Raw genomic sequence first — 17,006 nt, 5'->3', positions numbered from 1 at the left:
ATTGTTATTTTTTAAAATATTTTTCTAAAAACTTACTTACGATATCCCAATATTGATCTCTGTATTTTCGTTCTGCTTGAACATGCTTCATTCCAGGGAAACTATGGAATTCTTTTTCTGATCCAATTAACTCATAAGCTTCTCTACCGTGTTCTATAGGAACAAATCCATCTTCTTCCCCATGTAGAACTAAAGCTGGTAACTTAGTATTTTTTAATCCTTCAGTTGCATTAACATCTCCAAAGAAGTATCCACCTCTTATTTTAGTCATTGTATTAGCTGCAGGTATTACAGGGAAACTAGGTAGTTTAAATAGTTTCTTCAATTGATAAGTAAATTCTACTTTTAAATTAACATATCCACTATCTTCTATAAATACCTTAACATTACTTGGCAAATCTTTTCCTATCGCATTCATAACAGTTGCAGCGCCCATACTTATACCAAATAATGCTGTGTCCGCATTGTTATTTTCAGCAGAGATTTTCTTAACCCAATTTACTAAGTCATCTGAGTCAAATCCACCCATCGATATTGTTTCACCTTCACTCTTACCATGAGCAATTAAATCTGGAGCAAATACACTATATCCCATATCATAAAATCTTTTTATATACTTAGCCATCTTTTTAGCATCACTAGTATAACCATGCACAACAAAAATCCATTTTTTAGCATTAGGATTAACAAACTTATACCCTACTAATTTATTTTTAGTAACAGACTCCATTGTCACTTCTGTTTTCGTTGATTCAAACCAGTTCTCTACAGCCGTCTTATCCTCTTTTTCTCCATCGCTATCTTGATTAACAATTGCACTTTTATCTACTTTTGGATTTAAGGCAAAATTATAAAAATAATTTCCTGTAAAACCAAAAGCTACTATTAACAATACTAAAATTGATAATAATATTTTCTTAAAATGTTTTTTTATCATCTACAACTCTTTCTCCTTACTAATAAATATAGTTTACATTATACTACTTCATTTGGGAAAAGTAAACAATAAAATACACTAATAGAGACTTGCATTGTCTCTATTAGTGTATTATTTTATTTTTACTTCTACCCTTTCTCCTACATCATATTCCGCTTCCGAAGATAATCTTAACGCTTTAATAACGCCATATTTATGTGTTTGAATTTTATATTCTATTACTGAACCAAAAAATATTTTTTCTATTATAATATCATCACTAGTCTCGCTTTTAAATAACTTTACATTCTCATATCTAACTATTTTTTCGGGATCTATTATATTACTATCTCCTATGAACTTAGCAACAAACTCTGTTTTCGGTTTTAAATATAGTTCCTTTGGAGTTCCTATTTGCTCTATTTTACCATTATTAAGAACTACTATTCTATCAGCCAATCTAAAGGCATCCTCTTGATCATGTGTAACAACTACCATAGTAATTCCAAATTGTTTTTGAATTCTTTTTACCTCATCACGCATAACGCCTCTAAGATGAACATCAAGATTTGAGAAAGGTTCATCTAAAAGCAATACTTTGGGATTTAGCACTAAACTACGAGCAATAGCAACACGTTGTTGTTCTCCTCCAGATAATTCACTAATTCTCTTTTTATCATACCCTTCTAACCCAACTTTTTTTAATACATCTTCAGATTTTTCTAGTATTTCATTTTTTGATAATTTCAAAAACTTTAATCCGTAACTAACATTTTCTATCACATTTTTATGTGAAAATAAACCATAAGATTGAAATACAGTAGAAATTGGTCTTTTTTCTGGAGGTACATTACTTATATTATTATTAGATAAGACTATATCCCCCTCATAATCCGGTATAAACCCTCCTATTATGTTTAATAGCGTAGTTTTCCCGCAACCTGAAGGTCCTAAAACACATATTAGTTCACCTTCATTCAGTTCAAAATCTATATTTTTTAAAACTTCTTTATTATCATATTTCATTGAAACATCTTTTATTCTTAAATACATCTTTTACCTCTTTCTGTTTATTACTAAATAATATACAACATTTACTAATAAACAAATCACAATTATATAAAATGCTATTACTGAACCTATATCATATTTCCCACTCTCAATCACATCAAACATTACTAAAGTAGCAACTTTTTGACTTGGATAAACTAAAAATATAATTGAGCCTATTGTTGTCATAGTGGCAGTAAATCCATTTACGAAACTCACATATAGACCGCGTTTACTAAGCGGAAATACTACATCTTTAATTTCATTTATTCTACTTCCCCCTAAGTCTCTTACCGATTTTAATTGTGAAGTAGAAACTTGGCTAACCGAACTGTACCCTATCTTGCTAGCGAATGGCATTTGTTTAAAAATCAGGTTAAGTACTACTATTGCTGCTGTTCCTGTTAATTTTAAAGGTGTAGAGTTAAATGCTAATACATAACCTAGTCCAAAGAATGTTCCTGGTAATATATATGGTAGCGTTGCTACAAAATCAATAATCTTCAATGATTTAATTTTTCTTATGTTTATATAATATTGCAACACATGACCTATAACCGATGATAACCCTCCAGCTATTAACGCATATATTATACTACGTATAAATACACCAGAAATATATTCACTTGCATCGCTGAAGTTCTGTAACGTAAGTACTAGTTTTCCATATTCCATTGTAGAGAAAGCAGAAAGGATAATAGCCCCATATAGACTTACTAACGCAAATAACATTAATGTTGATGCGATAGCAGAAATATAATAAATTACCCCGCTCTTTCTCATATTTAGACTCACAGAAACTAATCCCCTTGATTCTGTTGCTGTACTTCTAAAACTCTTAGAAAATACTAAAAATATAATTAGTGATGGTAATAATATAATAAGATTCATAATAACCGCCTTACTTACATCTCCTTCAGCAATAAATGCCAAATACCCTTCTGTAGCAAGAACATTATATTTTCCTCCAACTATTGCAGGTGTAGAAAAATCAGCCATACTTCTAATAAAAGTTAATAATACTACTACTTTTATTGCTGGACGGAATAGCGGTAATATAATATCTAAAATTATTCTATTTGTATTGGCACCAAGTGATCTAGCAGAGTTAATAACACTCCTATCGATACTACTAATAAATCCAATTAACAATAAAGCATTTATAGCAATATGAGTAACACTTTGCATACTAATAATTCCCCAATATCCGTAAGGATCATAATTTAATTTCAATAAATTATAAGTAATTAACCCTCTTCTACCAAATAAGTTTATATATGATAAAGATGTTACAAATGGCGGTGAAATTATTGCTATCATAAAAATAAAGACAAGTATTTTTTTTATTCTACCACTACTTATAAAATAAAATATTGAAATAAAGATTGAAAAAATTGTTGTTAAAACTGTAGTTCCTAAAGCTACTTTTAGGGAATTAATAAATAATTTATTATAGTATTGTTTATTTGATAAAAAACTTTGGATTAAATCTCCTTTAATTCCATAATTGAATACTGCAATAAATGGATATAAAACAAAAAGAACAAAAGAGATAATTATTGTTAGTATCACTATTGAATCAAATAAATTTATTTTTCTTAATCGCATATTATCTCCTTTGCCTTATAATATATTTTTAAATAAAGAGATAGTAAATCAGAAAATACATCTTCTTCATTACTATCTCTGATATTTTACTATTTATCCCCTACTAACTCTTTCCATTTTTTAAGAATTGAGTCACGTTCGCTACCAAAAGTAGATAAATCTTCTTTCATAAGTCTATCTTTTGGTAATCCTAAATCCGCTCCTTTAGCTCCATCGATTACCATTTGAGCTCCATCTTTACCATCCAATTCAGCGATTAATTGTTGATTTTCTGGTTTTAAGATATAATCTTCAAATGCTTTAGCAATATCAGTAGCTTGTGAGTTTTTAAAGATTGCTACACCTTCTGGAATCCAAGGAATTCCATCTTCTGGATAAACAACTGTTAAGTTATTTTTCTTAGCTGCATCAAATGCAGATTTATCTACAGGAATAATTCCAATTCCAAATTCTCCTGCAACAGTTTTTTCTTGTGGATCTTTTCCTCGTTTACTATAGAAGTCAACATTTTTATTGAAAGCAGTCCAATATTCCCAACCTTTTTCTGTACCTTTTTGATCTAGGATACCTTTTACAGCTCCATAGTTTGTTCCAGAAATAGCAGGATTACTCATAATAATTTGACCTTTATATTTTGGATCAGTTAAATCTTCCCATTTTTTAGGAATATCATACCCTTTTTCTTTAGCTACACTATCATTTACTAAGAAACCAACAACTGTGATTCCTTTAGATATCCAGTAGTTATCTTTATCTTTAAACCCTTCTTTAATTTTATCAGAACCTTTCGCTTCATATTGTTCTAATAAACCATCATTTTTAGCAGCAATAAAAGCATCTACTCCCCCTCCAAACCAAAGGTCTGCCATAGGCTTACCTTCAGCTTTTGTTCTTGAGATAACTTCTCCACTAGACATAGATAAAAACTCTACTTTACAGTTTGTTTCTTGAGCAAATTTATCAAATAGTTTTTTGTATTTTTCAGAAGTAGCAACAACATTCATTGTTCTACCACCAAAGTCCAATTTTTGCTCTTCTTGTTTAGTTTCTGTCGATTGTTTTTGACCACAACCTAATAAAACTAAAGATACTGCTAGAACCGCAGCCAATAATTTGAATATCTTTTTCATATATTTACATCCTTTCTGTAATTTTAATCTATATAAAATTATACTAGCTATTAACATAAGTTGCAACCTAGCTACAGATAGGGCGTTTATATTATATTACTATTTTTATCGAAACATTAAGCCTGTTATTTATTTTTATATATAATTATTTTTATATTTTCTGTATGCTTACAATTTGAAAAATACTATTCTATTCCAAATTTTTCCTTAATTGCATCAGCAACTATCATTCCTGTAAACCAAGCTACCATTAGATTATACCCTCCTATTTCACCGTGTAAATCAAGAATTTCACCAGCAAAATACAAGTTATCTATTTTTTTATGGCAACATGTTTTTGGACTAACACCTTTTAAATCTACTCCACCTGCTGTAGTAAAAGCATATTCCAACGGCATTGTTTTAACCCCTACTAATTCATAGCGTTTAATCTTAGCTACAAATTTTCTTAGTTCTTTTTTACTAACATTTTCAGGGAAATATTTATCTAACATGAAATTATAAAAGCTTTTTGGTAATTTCCCATGTAAATATTTATTATCTTGCCATAATTTCTCAAAAAGTTTTTCCTCATTAAGTTCTGGATAAAAATCTAAGTAAAATTTATCTTCCGGAAATCTCGCAACAAATTCTCCCATAGAAATAGATAATGGCCCACTAAGCCCTTTATGGGTAAATAACAAATCCCCAGTTCTTTCATTTTTCTTATGAAACATTCTAACATTTTGAAGGGCAACACCAGATAATTCAGTAAAATCATCAAAAATTAATGCTACTTCACTAGGATATATCTTTGTTAATTTTACACCATGTTTTTTCAGTATTCTGTGTAATGAGCCATCACTTCCACTCTGTGGATAAGTTTTCCCTCCAGCACAAACTACAATATTTTTTCCTAGATATGTATCAACGTTTGTTTTAACTCCTACTAGTTTATCATCTTCAAATATTAAGTCTTCTACCTTCTCTTTATATTTAATTTTTGCATGATCTATTTTAAAGGTATTTACTACATCACGTGCTTTTTCACTTGCTGGATATAGTCTTCTATTTTCTTGTTTAAGTTTTAGATTGTGCTTATCAAAGAATTTTTTAACATTATATTTATGATATGCACTGCGTAAAAATCTCCCGTTATGTACAGCGGCTACAAAGTCTTCTGCATTATCACTACTCATGACATTACAGCGGCCATTCCCTGTTAGAAGCAGCTTTACACCTGCTCTTCGATTTTGTTCAAGTACTAATACTTTTAATCCACTATCATTTAATCTATCTGCAATCATAAGTCCAGCACTTCCCAGACCTATAACTATAACATCATATTTCATAGTTTCTCTTAACAACCCTTATATTTTAACTTCCCATCTCTAGCAACTCAATTTTATACTATTAGCTATATTTATTCAAAGATGAGACACATAGGCTGTATTCCTCCTAATATATTATATTCATTTTTTCTTTATATTTACCATAGTTAATTATATCTATATTTACTATTTAAAGCAAGAATCTCAGAATAAACTTATCACTAGAAAATAGTTTATTTATTTTTTATCGATAGTAACTATTTCTGTATTTAATTTTCTTTTACACATTATTCTAATTTAAAATAAATTATTGCTTTCCGTTCCTTCTTAATGGAATTTTTTACAATTTTGTACTATACTATATTGTATGTATTTAGAAAATTATTTTTATTATTTTCTAAATAATTTTTATGTAAAGGATTTTTTTATAATGAGATTTAAAAAAATTAGTATTTTAGTTATGGCTGTGGCATTTCTATTTCCTAATCTTGCCAAAGCAGATGACGTATTTTTAGATAATAATGCCATTTCGGAATTTAGTGATGCTAATTCTAGCATTGTTATATCTGAATATAATACCGGAAAAATTATTTCCAAACGTGGAGAAAACGAAAAAGTATCAGTAAATAAATTACCAAATTATCTTGCTTTATATTTATTAACAGATGATTTGAAAAATAAAAAAACTAGCTTAGACGATAAAATAACTATTAATAAAGGTGATGACGTATTATCAAAATACCAAATCACTAAAGAACTAACTATTAAAGATGCTATATTCTTATTAGAAAATGAGAATTCTAGTAGCTTATTAGAGGCAATCTTTACAAAATATAATGTAGATGTAGAAAAAGCTAATTCTATTCTTGGGGCAATGTCTCTTAATAACACTAAACTAGAAAACCTTGAAAATTCTGACAGCAACACTAGTTCAGCAAAAGATATTACATTCTTAAATAGTGTTATTTTAAAGAATTATCCTGAATTAACAGAAATTACAAAAAATCCAGAATACACTCTTTCTTCTGATGAAAAAGTAACAAACAGTATTACATTTAAAGAATCAGAAAAATTTAGGGTTCTTGGACTAGATTATTCAGGAAAAAATAGCGTAACGTACGCATATAGTGGAAACACAAAATTACTTGTAACAGTATTAAATCAAAGTGATGATAAAGATAAGTTTTTCGAAAAACTTCAAAAAACTTATGAATATCTATTTTCAAACTATCAATATAAACTTGCTTTAAAAGCAGGAACTTATACAATAAATAACGAAAATATTAGTTTTGATCAAGATATTTATGATTTATTCTATGAAAAACATTCTATCAAAGATGTCACCTACCTATTAATGAATAGTAAAATTCTTCTATTCCAAAAATATGAAACAATTTCAGCTAATGAAGGTACAGTATATGCTGACATTAAAAATAACGATTCAACTGGAGTATTAGACAAGTTTAAATTCAATTTTATCGAGGATAAAGACTTCAGTAAGAAATCAAATTCAGAAAAAGCCCTTATGGTAATTGATCGTACTAAGTATTTTGCTACTGGTATTTTAGCTATATATTCACTTGTCTTCATGTCATTATATATTATGAGACGAGTAGTTAGGAAGGATTAATTATGGAACAAAACAATTTAGTATTCGAAGTTGATGGACTTATCTATGAACTAATTTATAACTTCAAAGATGCTTTCCAAAGAGAAGCTTTCGAAGAAAAATTAGTTGATGTCCTTAAAAACAAACCATATATTGTTGGTGATATATCTCATGATAAACTACGTTTAAGTGGCTTTATCCTTACAAAAGATGGGAGTAATCCTAAAAACATTAACAATCTGGAAGACTATATTTTAGAATATTGTAATTTTGGTTCACCCTTCTTTGTAGTAAAAAAACGAAATGGTTAAACATAATAAAAAGCTCTCAAAAATAAAATTGAGAGCTTTTTATTTATTTTAGAACGAAGTGACCTTCTTCTATTTCTTCTAATTTTTCTTTTTCTGTGATTGTAAAATCTTCATCAGAAACTTCGAATTCTTCAAACATTTTTCTTGCTTTTGACGGATTCATAATAGGTGTCGAATTTAACAATCTCTTTGTATAAGGGTGTTGAGCATTATTTATAATTTGCTCAGTTGTACCTAATTCAACTAATTTCCCACGATACATAACTGCTATTCTATCAGCAATATATTCTACCACTCCTAGATTATGAGAAATAAATAGATATGTAAGATTAAATTCTTTTTGTAAATCTTTTAATAAATTAATAACTTGAGCCTGAGTAGAAGCATCTAATGCTGATGTAGGTTCATCACACAATATAAAATCTGGTCTAGTAACTACCGCTCTAGCTATACCAATTCTTTGTCTCTGCCCACCACTAAAAGTATTAGACAGTTTTAAGGCATCTTCATTAGATATTCCAACAAACTCTAATATATCTAATGCTTTCTTTTTTGCTTCTTCTTTGTTCTCTTTAAATAATGGTTCCATTACAATATCTAATGCTGACAATCTAGGATTTAAAGAAGAGTATGGATCCTGAAATATTATTTGCATTTTACTATATACTTCTTGTTGCTCTTTTTTAGACATTTCTAATATAGATTTTTCTTTTCCTTCTACATATATACTTCCAGAAGTTAAAGTTTCAATATTCAGAATACCTTTACCTAATGTAGTTTTACCACTACCTGATTCTCCTACAAGCGCTAAAGTTTCTCCTTTGAATATATCTAAACTTATATTATCAACGGCAACGGTATTAGTAGGTTTACCACTTATCCCCTTACTTTTAAATACTTTTTTTGCATTTTTAATAGTCAAATATTTTCTACTCATTACTCCACCTCTTTCAAATATTCATGAGTATCACTTACTTTTTCCCATACGTACCCAGATTTATTTTGTTCGTAATCTACAGTTAGCAATTCACTTTCTTTATTTTCTAATCGTGCTGCAGCTAATAGTTGTTTGGTATATGGATGTTGAGCATTAGAAAAAATTTCTTCAACATTACCTTTTTCTACTACATTACCTCTGTACATAATATATACATAATCACACATCCCAGCAATAACACCGAAATCATGACTTACTAAAGCTACGCTAAGTTCAGTTTCTTTTTGTAATTTTTTTATTAAAGATAATATTTGCGCTTGAACAGTAACATCAAGTGCTGTTGTAGGTTCATCTGCAATTAATAATTTAGGATTAGCAAGTATTGACATAGCAATCAATATTCTTTGTCTCATACCACCCGATAGTTCATGTGGATATTGTTTCATTCTTAACGGTGCATTTAGTATCCCAACTCTTTCTAACTGAGCTATTGCTAACTCTGTAGCTTCTTTTTTAGATTTTTTCTGGAATCTTTCTATTACTTCTATTAAGTGATATCCTATTGTGCGAACAGGATTAAGAGAGGTCATAGGATTTTGAAAAATCATTGAGATTGGTAATTTTTCTCCTTTTTTAACCTCTTTTCCATCAAATAAGAATTTTTCATAATTATCATCAACATTATTTGGTAATATTGACATAATACTTCTCATAAGAATACTCTTACCACTACCAGATTCTCCTACAACTCCAGTTATATGTCCTTTTTTTATATCAATATCGATTCCATGTATTATTTCTTGTTTATTACCCTGTTTAGGTGTGTAATCTACTTTTAAATTTTTTAATTCTACTATATTCGCCATACTACTCACCTTCCCTTTGTACATATTGAGTAACTAAATTACCTATATTGTTAAATGAGTAAATAGTTAACATTACAAATAATCCCGGTATTATCGCCATATGAGGTGCACTTTGCAAGCTCTGTTGAGCATTTTGTAATAATGTTCCCCATGATGTCATCGGTTGTTGAATACCTAAACCTAAAAAACTCAGAGCTGCTTCTGTCATTATTGCATTGGCAATAGATGAACTAGCCGCAACTACTAATGTTGGAATAATTGCTGGTAGAATATGTCTTTTTAGTATAGTCGTTGCCTTTACTCCTGTAAACTTACTATAAACAACATAGTCATACTCTTTAGCTGATAATGTCTCCGCTCTTATAAGTCTTGCCAAACGCATCCAAGAAAAACATCCGATTACTATTACAATAGAAGTTAATCCAGGTTTTAAAAATACACTTAATACTATAACAAGTACTAACCAAGGGATAGATGAAAGTACATCTACTATACGCATTAATAAACTATCTACCCAGCCACCTAGATATCCAGCAATAAGACCTATAGTCGTACCAATAATTACTGATGTTATCATGGCTAGTAACCCTACTTTTAGCGATACTTGTCCACCATAAACAACACGTGCAAAGTAATCACGCCCTACTTCATCTGTTCCAAATAAATATTGTAAACTTGGCCCTTGAGATAAGCTACTAATATTAGTTTTTGTCGGATCAATAGGTAATATTGGAGCTAATAATGAAATTAGCATTAATACAGTTATAAAAATTACTGAAAAAATATAAACTTTAGAACTTTTAATTGTATTAAAAAATCTCTTCATAATTACTTACCTCCTCTTCTAATACGAGGATCTACTAATGAATAAAGTATATCCGAAATTAGATTACCTACTATTACTAATGTCGCAGACAGTAGCATTACTGCCATAATTATTGGGTAGTCTAAAGAACGTGTAGCACCCGTAATATATGGACCAACACCTGGCCAACCAAATACAGTTTCTGTTATTATCGCTCCTGTTACTAACATCGGTAATGACATACCAACTTGTGTAATGACTGGTATTAAAACATTTTTTCTAATATGACGTGTGAAAATTTGCCATTTTGTCGCTTGGAATGCTTCTTGAACAACTACATACTCTTCATTAGTTTGACTAATTGCTGATGATCTTACATAACGAGTTAACTCTGCAAAGAAGACTATAACCAATGTTAAATAGGGCATAAAGAAGTGCTGTAAAAAGTCTCCAAAGTCTCCTTCTTTACCTATTGTATGCATTCCCATAATAGGAAATATATTCATTTTGTAACCAAGTAAGTAAATAAATAGCATAGCTATCCAAAATGAAGGAGTAGCTATACCAAGTGATGCTAATCCATCCACGAATCTATCTAAAAACTTACCTTTGTTAGCAGCTGCTATTAATCCAAGTACTATCGCTAAAATTAGTGCTGTAATATATGCTGGTAAAACTAAAGAAATAGTATTAGGAATACGAGCTAATAGCTCCTCCCCAACTCCTACATGAGTTACTAATGAATGTCCAAAATTACCAGATAAAATCTGTTTTAACCATGCAATGTATTGAACTATAAACGGCTGATTCAAACCACTTTGTTCACGTAAAATATTAATTTGTTCTTCTGTCATATTAGGTGTTACTTGAGCATCAATTGCATCATACGGTGCAATATGAATTAATGAGAATACAATAAATGAAATAACAAATAACAGAGGGACTGCCTGTAATATACGTTTAATAATATAACGTAGCATCAAAATACTCCTTTCATGTACTTTATGAATAAACGGCTGGAACAACTGTCCCAGCCTATTTATTTATAAATAGTATAATTATTATTTTCTAGCAAACCAGACTATTTATTACTTAATTGAGATTTTTGATAAATCTTCAAATGTATAAATAGGTACTAATTTTGCATCATTCACTCCACTTACGCGTTTATTTACCGCTAAGATTTTTTGGTTATCTACTATTGGATAAATAAATGCTTCTTTAGCAATTTCACGTTGTAAATCATTGTAAATTTCTTTACGTTTTGTGCTATCTAATTCTGCTGCTCCACGTTTAAATAAATCATCAATTTTTGATTCTCTATATTGGAAGTAATTTGATGTACCATTTGAAGCAAATAATGTTGAATATAAGTCTGGATCGTTACCCATAATATATCCACCTAAGAATAAATTATAAGCTGTTGAATCTTTCTTTCTAAGTTCTGTAAAGATAGCTGTACCATCTCCACCACGTAATTCTACATTAACACCAATTGCTTGTAATTGTTGTTGGATAAATGTTGCCTGAATTTTCTGAGCAGGGTCATTACTTGTATATGCTAATGTTAATTTCAGATTACTTACACTCGCTTCTTTTAATAATTCTTTTGCTTTATCAACATTTTGTGTATATTTTTCTACATCATCAGTTTTATATGGATTATTCGGTGGTAAAATTGAATATGGATTTTGGTAATATTTCTCATCTAAGTAAGCTGCTTTATTCATATCCCCTTTATTTAAAGCATATAAAATAGCTTGACGAACTTTAACATCTTTTAACTCATTAGTTTTTGTATTTAATCCTAAATATCCTATTCTGTTTTCACTATATGAATACACATCTAGTTTATTTGTATCTAAATCTTTAATATCAGTAGGTAATACGTATGATGCATCAATTTCACCTTTTTGTAAAGCTACTTTAGTTGTATCTGCACTTTGAATAACACGTAAAACTACATTTTTAACTTTAGGTTTACCTTTATAGTAGTTTTCATTTGCTTCAAACTTAATGTATTCACCACGTTTATTTTCTACTAATTTATATGGCCCAGTTCCTACAGGTTTTTCTTGTAAATCTTTTACTGAAAAATCACTAACTTTTCCATAAATATGTTTAGGAATGATGTATGTTTCAGTAGCAATATTATTTGCCGCTGCTGCACTTGGCTCTGGGAATTTAAACACTACTGTATGATCATCTTTTTTCTCTACAGTGATTGGTTTATCATTAATCCATAAACTCTTGAAGTTTCCGTTTTCTTTCTTCGCTTTTGTTTCATAAGTAAATACTACGTCATCTGCAGTAAAGTCTTTACCATCTGACCATTTAATACCTTTTTTCAGGTTTACTGTTAAGCTTAATCCATCTTTTGCAAGTTCTGTAGATTCTGCTAACTCATTTACTAATGATCCATCACCTTCAACACGAATTAATGGTGAGTATATCATATTTGTCATAGTTAGTCCCCAACGGTCACTTACATTAATTGGATTTGTTGAAGATGGGTCACTATTTATTGCATAAGTGAACGTATCTTTATCCTGAGAAGTGGTTGTTGTGTTTTCCGTTTTAGAACTACATGCTGTAGTAAATGCCATTAATAACGCTAGTGCTCCTATAAACAACTTATTCTTTTTCATTCTCATTTCCTCCTTTGGTTTAAAATATCAATGTAATAAAACATTACTGCTAAAAAGCTATCTCTAATAATGGTTTAATATAGCCATGCATAATTATGGCGCGAGCTTAGTTTCCACTCTTATATTAATTAGAAATAATATAATCTTCTATATACATTAATATTTATTATTTAATTATGATCACATTGAGCGAATGAATTCAATGTGGTTTTAGTTTACATTTTTTAATTTACAATGTCAATCTTATTGTTTTCATTTTTATTTTCATTTTCATAACTGATCTTTAAACCTTTAATCTTAAGGTGATTCGCTATGAAAACAACTACCAGCTGTCTGATTCTTTGGAAGTCAATTACTCTCCCCAAACTTCATCAACTATTTCACTTATTAAAGCAATTTTTTTCCATTGATCTTCTTCAGTTATTACATTTCCTTCTTCTGTAGAAGCAAATCCACATTGTGTACTTAAGTAAATATTTTCTAATGGAATGTATTGACTAGCTTCTTTAATTCTTGCGATAACTTCTTCCTTATCTTCTAAATCAGCAAATTTAGATGTAATTAATCCTAAAACTACTTTTTTATCTTTTCCAACTTTAGCTAATGGTTTGAAATCCCCAGCGCGGTCAGTATCATATTCTAAATAGTAGGCATCTACATTTTCTCCTGCTAAAAGTTCATCTTCAACATTTTGATATCCACCTTGTGAAATCCATTTAGAAGCAAAGTTACCACGACATACGTGTGTATTGATTACTAAATCTTCAGGTTTTCCTTCAATTACTTCATTATTTAAAGCTAAACAACGTGCTGCATAATCACGACGAACTTCTTCTAGTGGTCTTTCATCACGGAAACGATTTGCAAACCCATCATCTGCTAATGCTCCCCAAGTACAATCATCAAATTGAAGTACTCTTAATCCTTCATTGTAAAGATCGTTAATAACTTGTTTGTATGCTGCAACAATTGCTGCTTTTAATTCATCAAAGTTACTATAAAATTGTTCATATGATTTAATGTGATCTTCTGTACGGATTAATTCGAAATATAATTGTGATGGAGATGGTATAGTAAGTTTTACTACTACATCTTTATCTTTAGTAATATCTCTTAAATATTTGAAATGTTCTACAAATGGGTGATTTTCTCCACTAATTTTTCCTGATACTTTAGCTGTATCTGGTTTAGTTTCTATCCCTTTAAAAGCATACCCTTTTTCTCCTTGAACGTGTTCAATTCCGTTAAGTCCCCAGAAAAAGTCTAGGTGCCAGTATGCACGACGAAACTCTCCATCTGTAACTCCTTTTAATCCTGCAGCAATTTGTTTTTCTACTAGTTCTGCGATTAATTTATCTTCAACTTTTGTTAATTCTTCTTTGCTTAATTCACCTTTAGCGAATTTTTCACGAGCTTCTACTAACTCTTTTGGTCTTAAATATGATCCTACGTGATCTACTCTAAATGGTGCTTTTCCTACTACTTTATTTTGACAATTTTGACACATAATTTTGTTCTCCTTTTGTTTTCTCTTTTTTATTTTGACTTCTGTTTAATTATTAATAAATTTTTTATTCATCTTCTGGCAAAATAGCTACTACTCTTACAGGTGACCCAGTTGCTTCTGTCCAGTTAGGATACGCTACTGATATTAAAGCTCCTGTTGCTGGAACTTGATCTAAGTTAGCTAAAACTTCTACTTGATAAATATCTTGTTCTAATAAGTAATACTCTTGAATTAAACCTTCTGCTGCTGCAGATACACCTGAGTCTGTATCTAATGTTTCATGTCCTACTGCTTTAACATTTCTTTCTTTAATTAAGAATTCTAATGCATCTCTTCCCCAACCTGGTGTGTGTTGTACATCATTCTCATCAAGATTTCTTATTTCATCATAACTTGGCCAACGTTTTGACCAGTCACTTCTAAAAGCTACAAATGATTCTGGTAAAATTTCACCATGTTCTGCTTCAAAATCAAGAATATCTTGTTTTGTAATAACATAGTCATTATTTTCTGTAACTTCAGCGCTTTTATCTATTACATAAAGAGGTAGTAATAAATCTTTTAGTTCAATTTCATCAAGCCATCTACCACCTTCTACAAAGTGAATTGGAGCATCAATATGTGTTCCATATTGACCAACTACTGAAAATTTTTGAACGTAAAATCCATCTTTTAGTGTAAATACATTTTCTTTTTCTAAAGCTGGTAAAGCTGGGAATTTTGGTGAGTTTTCATCGATCTTATGACTTAAGTTTACCCATTTTTTTGATTTTAAAGTTTTGTAAATATTTAGTAATTCTGACATTTTGTTGTCCTCCAGTTATGTTAATTTTTAAAGTTAATTATTCTCTTGATTATTTTGAGAAATAAAAAAAGTCCTCACAGAAGCTTATGCTCCTGCAAGGACGTCTAATAATCTACGTGTTACCACCTTACTTTATGATATTCTCACAAATATCAACTCAAAAAGTACGCACCAAATAATTATGATGTTATACCCTGAGCTTTAACGGGCTCTCCCGTAGAGGTCTAATTATTCGACCACTACCACTCAAAGACCATTTTCAAAGTTTCCGTATTGATCTCTTTTCACCACCCGAGACTCTCTTTACAATCTTTCACTTTTACTTATCTTTTCAACGTGTGAATCATTAACTTGAAATTAGTATAACAAGATTTTAATTTTATGTCAATAGTTTTTTCGGAAAATAATATATGTTTTTTAAAGTCTATATCAGGTGGAAGCATCCTATGGTACGGATATAACACTTAAAATACAGCATACACCTTATTATTATTCACTTTACATCTAAAAAACGAATTTTTCTCTGAGGAGAACAATTGTTTTTTACGAACTTTCTAAAGAGAATTAAAACTAACCTATATGCAAAAATAACCACATACGCTTAGTACATATGTGGTTAAAGTAATAATCTTAGCTACAATCCCAATTGTATAATATATTAGAGAAATCTTGTGCTTTTAAATCTTTTTCTCTTATAAAGAAGTTTGCAATACCACAATCCCCCCAAATAATTAAATATCTACGCTCACCTTCAACAAATTCACTATCTACCTGTAATAGCATAACATTGTATTCTTCTTTTTCCTCATCGTACTGTCTCGGATCTTCTTGTATAAATAGTGGATATCCACCTATTGAATGTCCTTCATTTGAAAACTCATTAAATACTTTATCTAATGAAAAATCATCTATATCAGTCCACATATCAGTTACATTTGCTTCTGGATATAGTTCATTTATTGCATTACAGAATATCTCCTCAAATCTATAATCTACAGCTGTTATTGATACTGGTTTCTCTTCAAATGCTATTTTTAATGTATTATTTGCAGGTTCAAACGGAGAGTATTCATCTCGATCATCTTCATCAAAAAGTTTATACTTTTCTAATACATCCATTTCTGTTACCATTCTATCTAACTCTGGATAATAAATAACTTTACTTCCTTCTTCTTCATCTAATCCCATAAGATCATCACGCCCAATCCAAAATTGTACTAATCCAGTTTTTGGGTATAAATCATTTTCTGGTAAATCACTACAATTAATCTGTGCAAGTAATCCTAACTGCACCCCTTCACTATCTACTGGAACTTTTGCATCTTGAGGTAAATATGGAATACCTCCAAATTTACTATCAAATATTGATAATGTAGGATCTTCACCGACAACTGTAATTTTAATATGTTTATCAGTAATCGTATCTCCCTTTACCTTTTCTATTGCTTTACTAATCATTTCTTCAGTAACCATATAGTACCTCCTTAAATTTTTCTAAATTAAT

At 29.9% G+C, this 17,006-nt stretch carries 15 protein-coding genes and 1 other annotated feature; of the genes, 2 read left to right on the top strand and 13 right to left on the bottom strand.

The genetic code is table 11. From position 1 onward, the window contains the following. Nucleotides 1–4: 4 nt before the first annotated feature. The 5 genes from T369_RS0105115 to T369_RS0105095 all read right to left on the bottom strand — a co-directional run bounded on the left by T369_RS0105115 (nucleotide 5) and on the right by T369_RS0105095 (nucleotide 6,035). A complete protein-coding gene (locus tag T369_RS0105115; RefSeq protein WP_031552591.1) occupies nucleotides 5–937 on the bottom strand; it encodes an alpha/beta hydrolase in 933 nt (310 codons plus the stop codon). Between the two features lie 111 nt (nucleotides 938–1,048). After that, entirely contained in the window at nucleotides 1,049–1,969 is a 921-nt protein-coding gene (locus T369_RS0105110; RefSeq protein WP_031552589.1) for an ABC transporter ATP-binding protein, read from the bottom strand. Between the two features lie 3 nt (nucleotides 1,970–1,972). Next, complete coding sequence (locus T369_RS0105105; protein WP_031552587.1) at nucleotides 1,973–3,574, bottom strand: ABC transporter permease; 1,602 nt, start codon at nucleotides 3,572–3,574, stop codon at nucleotides 1,973–1,975. 89 nt (nucleotides 3,575–3,663) lie between these two features. Continuing rightward, entirely contained in the window at nucleotides 3,664–4,704 is a 1,041-nt protein-coding gene (locus T369_RS0105100; protein WP_031552586.1) for an ABC transporter substrate-binding protein, read from the bottom strand. 185 nt (nucleotides 4,705–4,889) lie between these two features. Further along, nucleotides 4,890–6,035 (bottom strand): BaiN/RdsA family NAD(P)/FAD-dependent oxidoreductase, encoded by a 1,146-nt coding sequence (locus tag T369_RS0105095; RefSeq protein WP_031552583.1) that lies wholly within the window; start codon nucleotides 6,033–6,035, stop codon nucleotides 4,890–4,892. A 409-nt stretch (nucleotides 6,036–6,444) separates the two neighbouring features. Here T369_RS0105095 and T369_RS0105090 point away from each other — a divergent pair, with 409 nt between their 5' ends. Both T369_RS0105090 and T369_RS0105085 read left to right on the top strand, forming a co-directional pair. Continuing rightward, nucleotides 6,445–7,644 carry a D-alanyl-D-alanine carboxypeptidase family protein gene (locus tag T369_RS0105090; RefSeq protein WP_031552580.1) on the top strand — a complete coding sequence of 400 codons (1,200 nt, stop codon included), beginning with the start codon at nucleotides 6,445–6,447 and terminating at the stop codon, nucleotides 7,642–7,644. Between the two features lie 2 nt (nucleotides 7,645–7,646). Then, nucleotides 7,647–7,934 carry a YutD family protein gene (locus tag T369_RS0105085; protein WP_006364559.1) on the top strand — a complete coding sequence of 96 codons (288 nt, stop codon included), beginning with the start codon at nucleotides 7,647–7,649 and terminating at the stop codon, nucleotides 7,932–7,934. A 43-nt stretch (nucleotides 7,935–7,977) separates the two neighbouring features. Here T369_RS0105085 and T369_RS0105080 read toward each other — a convergent pair whose 3' ends face one another. The 8 genes from T369_RS0105080 to T369_RS0105045 all read right to left on the bottom strand — a co-directional run bounded on the left by T369_RS0105080 (nucleotide 7,978) and on the right by T369_RS0105045 (nucleotide 16,975). Next, nucleotides 7,978–8,871, bottom strand: a complete 894-nt coding sequence (locus T369_RS0105080; RefSeq protein ID WP_006364560.1) for an ATP-binding cassette domain-containing protein — start codon at nucleotides 8,869–8,871, stop codon at nucleotides 7,978–7,980. Continuing rightward, the gene (locus tag T369_RS0105075; RefSeq protein ID WP_031552575.1) at nucleotides 8,871–9,737 is read right to left on the bottom strand and encodes an ABC transporter ATP-binding protein; all 867 of its coding nucleotides are present in this window, start codon (nucleotides 9,735–9,737) and stop codon (nucleotides 8,871–8,873) included. The genes T369_RS0105080 and T369_RS0105075 overlap by 1 nt, the downstream gene beginning before the upstream one ends. A gap of 1 nt (nucleotide 9,738) precedes the next feature. Next, on the bottom strand, nucleotides 9,739–10,563 hold the full coding sequence (locus T369_RS0105070) for an ABC transporter permease (RefSeq protein WP_031552572.1): 825 nt from the start codon (nucleotides 10,561–10,563) through the stop codon (nucleotides 9,739–9,741). A gap of 2 nt (nucleotides 10,564–10,565) precedes the next feature. Then, nucleotides 10,566–11,522 (bottom strand): ABC transporter permease, encoded by a 957-nt coding sequence (locus tag T369_RS0105065; RefSeq protein WP_031552569.1) that lies wholly within the window; start codon nucleotides 11,520–11,522, stop codon nucleotides 10,566–10,568. A gap of 108 nt (nucleotides 11,523–11,630) precedes the next feature. Continuing rightward, on the bottom strand, nucleotides 11,631–13,190 hold the full coding sequence (locus T369_RS0105060) for an ABC transporter substrate-binding protein (protein ID WP_031552566.1): 1,560 nt from the start codon (nucleotides 13,188–13,190) through the stop codon (nucleotides 11,631–11,633). Nucleotides 13,191–13,542: 352 nt separating this feature from the next. After that, entirely contained in the window at nucleotides 13,543–14,697 is a 1,155-nt protein-coding gene (locus T369_RS0105055) for a 5-methyltetrahydropteroyltriglutamate--homocysteine S-methyltransferase (RefSeq protein ID WP_031552565.1), read from the bottom strand. 64 nt (nucleotides 14,698–14,761) lie between these two features. Beyond that, nucleotides 14,762–15,502, bottom strand: coding sequence for a cyclase family protein (locus T369_RS0105050; RefSeq protein WP_031552562.1), 741 nt, complete (start codon nucleotides 15,500–15,502; stop codon nucleotides 14,762–14,764). Between the two features lie 93 nt (nucleotides 15,503–15,595). Further along, nucleotides 15,596–15,846, bottom strand: a binding site (T-box leader). A 286-nt stretch (nucleotides 15,847–16,132) separates the two neighbouring features. Further along, entirely contained in the window at nucleotides 16,133–16,975 is an 843-nt protein-coding gene (locus T369_RS0105045; protein WP_031552560.1) for a YwqG family protein, read from the bottom strand. Nucleotides 16,976–17,006: the final 31 nt, after the last annotated feature.

It is taken from the genome of Gemella sanguinis ATCC 700632, from assembly GCF_000701685.1.
Classification (GTDB): domain Bacteria; phylum Bacillota; class Bacilli; order Staphylococcales; family Gemellaceae; genus Gemella; species Gemella sanguinis.
This window is presented reverse-complemented; position numbering and strand designations above follow the sequence as displayed.